The organism is endosymbiont of Riftia pachyptila (vent Ph05) (assembly GCF_000224455.1).
GTDB lineage: Bacteria > Pseudomonadota > Gammaproteobacteria > Chromatiales > Chromatiaceae > Endoriftia > Endoriftia persephonae.
The window spans coordinates 1-5054 of record NZ_AFOC01000153.1 but is presented as its reverse complement, the minus strand read 5'-3'; the positions used below and the strand labels follow the sequence as shown (position 1 = coordinate 5054).

The following is a 5054-nucleotide window of genomic DNA, read 5'->3' as shown; positions in this document are numbered from 1 at the left end:
GGGGATGCTGCAGAACTGGATCCTGCACACGCCGGATGGGCGTGTCCGCCTGAAGCACCTGTTGGCCCGCTTCGACCAGGATTACGATTTCATCCTGCTGGATACCCAAGGCGCTGTCGGGCCGCTACAGGATTCCGCCGTCCTTGCTGCAGATCTCCTGGTCTCCCCAATCCCGCCGGAAATCCTCTCGGCGCGGGAGTTCGCCCGTGGCACGGTGCAGATACTGGACCGGTTGCGTCCTATGGCCTTCCTCGGTGCGCCGCTGGGTCCGTTGCGCGGACTCATCTACCGCATGGACCGGACCGTCGACGCACGTCGCATCGCCCAGGAGTTGTGTCGGGAGGCCTACGGTCCCAGCAAGGGCGCCATCACCATCCTGGACACGGTGATTCCGAACACCGTCGCCTACCGGGAGGCGGCCACCGCGCGGGTGCCGGTGCACCGATGGGAACCCCAACGGCAGGGACCCACACTCAGTGCCCGCGACGCCATGCTGAACTTGGTCTCTGAACTCTTCCCGCACTTGTCGGACAAGGCCGCTCCGGGCGTCCTGCCCTCTCGCGGCACAAGTCCATCCCTGGACAAAAAGCTCGACTGCGAAAGCCAGCCGACACAAAAGGGAACACGCTGATGGCAAGGAAGCACCCGACCAGTGAACAGATCCAGTCGATGCTCCGTGAGGGTCACTTCGGACAAAGCCGCAAACTGCCGCCGGCGGATCCACTCGACACCACGCAGATGCTGCTGGAGATCGACCGTATCCAGCCCTACGACCGCAATCCCCGAAAGGAACGCAACCCGCTTTACGACGAGATCAAGGCGTCCATCCGCGCCCAAGGCGGGCTCAACAATCCGCTGACCATCACCCGCCGGCCGGGAGATTCCTTTTATATGGTCGAATCCGGCGGCAACACCCGCTTGCAGATTCTCAAGGAGTTGTGGTCGGAAACTCACGACGAACGTTTTTATCGCATCCACTGCCTGTTCCGGCCCTGGGTCTCCGAATCCCATGTCCTCACCGCCCACCTGATCGAGAACGACACACGCGGGGCGCTCACCTTCATCGACAAGGCCCTGGGCGTGCGTGAACTGCGCGAAGTGCTGGAATCGGAGCAATCGGCGGGGCTCTCCCAACGGCAACTGGCGGAGACGCTGAGGCAACGGGGATACGCACTGGACCAGAGCATGATCTCCCGGATGGACTACGCCGTGGACGTGCTGCTCCCGCTCATCCCGGAGGCGCTGCGCGCCGGGATGGGGGCACCGCAGATACGCCGGATCCGGCGCCTCGAATCCGCCTACCGTCGTTTCTGGAACGACCGGAATGAGGCACCGGAGCTGTTCGAGGCGCTGTTCAGTGAGGCATTGGCCGCCCATGACGGTGCGCATTGGGAACTGGATGCGGTGCAGCGGGAGCTGGAAACCCGGATGGCCGAGGCCTCGGGCCTCTCTCTCAAACACGTGCGGCTGGAGATCGATGCACGCCTGGCCAGCAGCACCAACGAGCAGAACACATCGAGCCCGGTCACGGACCCCCGGCCCGAGCCATCCCCAACGGTAGAAGCCACAGGAGAGACACTACCGAGCACTACGACACATGAGGCGCAAACACCCGGGCCTGCGGATCCACCACGCCCGACACTGCTTGATGAGACTGCCTCGGGATCAGAACCCCCAGAGCCAAAAGCACAGCCGTCAACACCCTCCCCCGACAATTTCGTCAGGAACGAAACGGGACAGCCGCAGGCACCCCAGAGGGAACGTGCCAAGGAGGAACTGCATCAATCTGACGCACCGTCTTACGACGGACCCGGCGATCTGAAGTCGCTGCGCGGCCGGGGTTACGTGCTCGCTCTCAAGATCGCCAAGCGGCACGATCTGGAAGACTGCGTCACGCCCGCCGGCAAACTCGGCATGGGCTTTCTGGTGGACATTCCGCGCGAATCCATCATCCCGGTCGCGGGCCAGGAAGACGCTCTGCACCAACTCTACCGCCAATGGGTGTGGTGGCTCCTGTTGAGCTTTTCCGAGGAAACCGTCCAGCCCGAGCGCATGGAGCGAGTCCCCGACGACCTACTGCTGCGCAACCTGATCCTGGAGAAGAACGACACCCAGGCCCTGGCGCTGGTTGGTGAACCCGATTGGAAGGCGCTCGGCTACGAATTGCTGAACAACCCATCGGTCCCGCAGCCCACCATCGATGACCTGCTGGCCCTGGCGCAGACCTGCCGCCGCATCCGGCAACTGATGGATGACGACGGCGGACTGGCCCTGTGGCGGAGCGACGGATAACGGTGCCGGAAGCGAGGTGAGCGATGCCGAAGACGACACACGCAGAGCTGGTGTTCCACACCCTGCGCTACGTCACGGAAACCCTGGCCGAAGGGGACATCCATTCGGTGCTGGACCTGGGTTTTCGGCTGGACCAGATCGCCCGCCTGGAGCGATCCACCCTGCGCGATCTCTATCACATCAGCCAGGTGCGCACGCACTTCATGGACATCTCCGTGGACCCCGCCTGTTTCGACCGGGTACTGGACCACATGGAACGCAACAAACGTCACGATGCCCTGCAGAACGAACTCATCTGCCTGCGCGCACCGCTCGCCATGATGCGGGCCTTCTTCGGCATGACCAACGCCGAATACGCCGCCCGCCGCAAACTGCTCGGCATGACGGGCACCGGCATCGGGCGGCCACCCGCGCCGTCCGAAGACGACGAGCAGCGCGTCTGGAAGGCCTGGCAGGCCAACGCCCACCATCCCGTTGAAGCGCGTTACCTGCACGTCGGGCAGACGACCGGCGTGCCCTTGAACACCGTCTGGGCATTGATCCGATCCTGGGAAGCCACCGGGCTCCTGCCGGCGAAGCAATCGGACGATGACAACAAGGTCGTTCGGCTCAAGACCAACGAACAATGAGCCTGTGGGGAACTGAGTGGAGCGCGATACCGGAAAGATCAGACCTGAAACCCATGCCCTGGATGCCTTCATCCAGGCGACCGTGGAACGGCTCCTGACCACCGAGACCCGCAGCGCCGCTCCAGCCGACGGCCTGTTGTTCCTCGGCAACTGGCACGATGCCATGCCGCGGCTGATCTTCCAAGACCCGGTGCTCCAGCCGGTGGACACCCGCATCTGGGGTGTGATCAAGATCGCCGCCGCCGGCACCCACCCGACCGCCTTCCCCACCTACAAGCAGATCGCAAGAACCGCCAACGTCGGCTCCGAGGCCACCGTCGCCCGGTCCATGGCGATCCTGCGCGCCACCCGCTGGCTCTCGATTTGCCGCCGGGTGCGTGACGCCCAAGGCCGTTTCCGTGGCAACATCTACGCCCTTCACGACGAGCCGCTGCCGCTGGCCGACACCCTCTATCTCGACCAGGATTACATCCAGTTTCTGGAGCAGGCACAGAACCACGCCCATCCCCAGGTACGGAAGGTCGCAGCCGCCGTACTGGGCACCATCGAGGCGGATCTCCAGGAAGGAGACGGTGGCACCGCGCACCTCAGTCCGATGCAGAGGCGCCTGGAGGCCATCCGAACCCTGCAAGGCGAGGCGAGCCGCTTCTTCGGCTTCTCCTCCCGCCAACTTCAAAATTTGAAGTCGGCACCTGATGTCACCCCACTTCAAAATTTGAAGTCGGAACGTAGTAGTAGTTGTAGTTATATAAATAAAAAAACAACTACTACAACAACAGAGAACCCAGAAAAGTCTGACGCGCGTGCGCGCGAAGAGAACACGCAGACCCCGCTCGCATTCCCCTCATCGCTGACGCAGAACGAACTCCGTCTGGCCAGGATCTGTCTGCGCAATGCGCCGGAGACCGTGCAACAGGATATCCTGGACGAACTGGCCGGCCGACTGCTCGCTGCCAAGCACAAGAATGAACCCACCGACAACCCCATCGGCTACCTGGCGCAACTGTGCAAGGCGGCCCGAAAAGGATCGTTTACCCTCACGAGCTTGGGATTGAAGGCCCGGGAGCAACGTCGCCAGGAGGCCCATCTGAAGCGGCTGGAAGAGATCAGCCGCGAACGTGCACTGGCCCACATGCAGACCCTGCTCGAAAACCCTGGCCGACCGAGCCCAGACCGGAAATCCCGGACACAGGGGGCAAGTGATGGCAGTGCCATCACCTCACACGACGATTCGGTTGATGGTAGTGCCATCAACCCATCGCTTGAAATGCAGACCCCAACCCATCGGACATACGGACCTCGGAGTGATGGCAGTGCCATCACTTTGCACAACGACACGACTGATGGCACTGCCATCAGTCCTGCGACCGGCCCACCGGATGATGCGCGCGAAAGATTCAAATCACGAGGGTGATGGCACTGCCATCACCCCCGTACAGGTGCCACGTGGCACATCGAAATCCGCTGACAATGGAGGAACACGCTTATGGCCCAAACAACGACGGCAGACAACGCGGACGAACAGACGCCCCGCGAACTTCCCGACAACGCGGACCCGGCCGTGGACTACAAGACCGCCGCGGATCGTCCCGGCACCCTGCGCGGCGACGCCTGCCTGGTGATCCAGACCCGGCAGGCGCAACGTCTGGTCTACGGCCGCAGGCAATCCCGAGAGCATCCCGGCATCATCGGGCTGGTCCGCTTCGGCATGCTGATGAAACGCATCTGGGTCTCGGCGATGCTGGACGACCCTTACGCGGACTGGTTCCTGCTGCAAATCCATGAGGCCCTCGAAACCGGCCGCAGTGAAATCCAGAAGATGCGAACCGAGATGGACGAGCTGTTGCGCTCGACACGTGGCGTGGAGATCGCCATCGCCCACTCCCTCAAACCGGCCCGTGTTCCGCTCCAGTTTGCCAATCCCTATGGCTACATGGGCGCCTATCTGGTGGGCGACTACGACGAACTGGTCTGCGCGGTGCTCACCGCACGGCACGTCGGTCTGCTCGGCCGAGACCCCGCCGAACAGATGCTGCACCGAGGCGGCCGGCTGATCCGCCGCGCTTTCCTGCTTCCCACCCAGTGGAAACACTGCGCCGTCGATCGCAACGATGTGCGCCAGGACAACCAGCG

5 protein-coding genes are annotated in these 5054 nt (G+C 63.1%); all 5 read left to right on the top strand.

The genetic code is table 11. The features are described 5' to 3' along the window. On the top strand, positions 1-631 hold a 631-nt coding region (locus tag RIFP1SYM_RS15700), incomplete at its 5' end, for a ParA family protein (RefSeq protein ID WP_139042180.1). Then, positions 631-2292, top strand: a complete 1662-nt coding sequence (locus tag RIFP1SYM_RS16655; RefSeq protein WP_005966647.1) for a ParB family protein — start codon at positions 631-633, stop codon at positions 2290-2292. The genes RIFP1SYM_RS15700 and RIFP1SYM_RS16655, both read left to right, overlap by 1 nt. A gap of 23 nt (positions 2293-2315) precedes the next feature. Beyond that, positions 2316-2921, top strand: coding sequence for a DUF2857 domain-containing protein (locus RIFP1SYM_RS15690; protein WP_005966645.1), 606 nt, complete (start codon positions 2316-2318; stop codon positions 2919-2921). Between the two features lie 16 nt (positions 2922-2937). Then, positions 2938-4335: an STY4528 family pathogenicity island replication protein gene (locus tag RIFP1SYM_RS15685; RefSeq protein WP_005966643.1), complete on the top strand. Its 1398-nt coding sequence runs from the start codon at positions 2938-2940 to the stop codon at positions 4333-4335. 72 nt (positions 4336-4407) lie between these two features. Then, positions 4408-5054, top strand: a 647-nt coding sequence (locus tag RIFP1SYM_RS15680; protein WP_050798787.1) for a PFL_4669 family integrating conjugative element protein, incomplete at its 3' end; no start/stop codon positions are given.

Coding starts and splice junctions, on each gene's coding strand:
- RIFP1SYM_RS16655 (WP_005966647.1), top strand. CDS start 631: ATGGCAAGGAAGCACCCGACCAGTGAACAGATCCAGTCGATGCTCCGT.
- RIFP1SYM_RS15690 (WP_005966645.1), top strand. CDS start 2,316: ATGCCGAAGACGACACACGCAGAGCTGGTGTTCCACACCCTGCGCTAC.